The sequence below is a fragment of the Phytobacter sp. V91 genome (assembly GCF_965644225.1).
Classification (GTDB): Bacteria; Pseudomonadota; Gammaproteobacteria; order Enterobacterales; family Enterobacteriaceae; genus CBFFRJ01.
Window position 1 is genome coordinate 1 of record NZ_CBFFRJ010000285.1, and the last position, 1,032, is coordinate 1,032.

At 53.8% G+C, this 1,032-nt stretch carries 1 protein-coding gene; it reads right to left on the reverse strand.

All coding sequences use genetic code 11. From position 1 onward, the window contains the following. A partial coding sequence (tuf, locus tag ACSZO4_RS25665) for an elongation factor Tu (protein WP_437891903.1) occupies positions 1-1,032 on the reverse strand: 1,032 nt, incomplete at both ends.

Genomic DNA, 1,032 nt, shown 5'->3' on the forward strand with positions numbered 1-1,032 from the left:
ACAGTACGGCCGCCTTCACGGATTGCGAAACGCAGACCGTCGTCCATCGCGATTGGGTGGATCAGGGTAACAACCATTTTGATGTTGTCGCCCGGCATTACCATCTCTACGCCTTCCGGCAGTTCGATGGTGCCAGTCACGTCAGTTGTACGGAAGTAGAACTGCGGACGGTAGCCTTTGAAGAACGGAGTATGACGGCCGCCTTCGTCTTTGGACAGGATGTACACTTCAGATTCGAACTGGGTGTGCGGCTTGATGGTGCCCGGCTTAGCCAGTACCTGACCACGTTCGATTTCTTCACGTTTGATACCACGCAGCAGAACACCAACGTTCTCACCAGCACGGCCTTCGTCCAGCAGTTTGCGGAACATTTCAACGCCGGTACAAGTAGATTTCGCAGTATCTTTGATACCAACGATTTCAACTTCTTCACCTACTTTAACGATACCGCGCTCTACACGACCGGTAACAACGGTACCACGGCCGGAGATGGAGAATACGTCTTCGATAGGCAGCAGGAACGGCTTGTCAATCGCACGCTCTGGTTCCGGGATGTAAGAATCCAGGTAGCCTGCCAGTTCGATGATTTTCGCTTCCCACTCTGCTTCGCCTTCCAGCGCTTTCAGAGCAGAACCACGAACGATCGGAGTGTCGTCGCCCGGGAAATCGTACTGAGACAGAAGTTCACGAACTTCCATTTCTACCAGTTCCAGCAGCTCTTCGTCATCAACCATGTCGCATTTGTTCAGGAACACGATGATGTAAGGAACGCCTACCTGACGACCCAGCAGGATGTGCTCACGAGTCTGCGGCATCGGGCCGTCAGTCGCAGCAACAACCAGGATCGCGCCATCCATCTGCGCAGCACCGGTGATCATGTTTTTAACATAGTCGGCGTGGCCCGGGCAGTCTACGTGTGCGTAGTGACGGATCTCGGTATCGTATTCAACGTGAGAAGTGTTGATGGTGATACCACGTGCTTTTTCTTCCGGCGCGTTATCGATCTGGTCGAATGCACGAGCCTGGCCACCG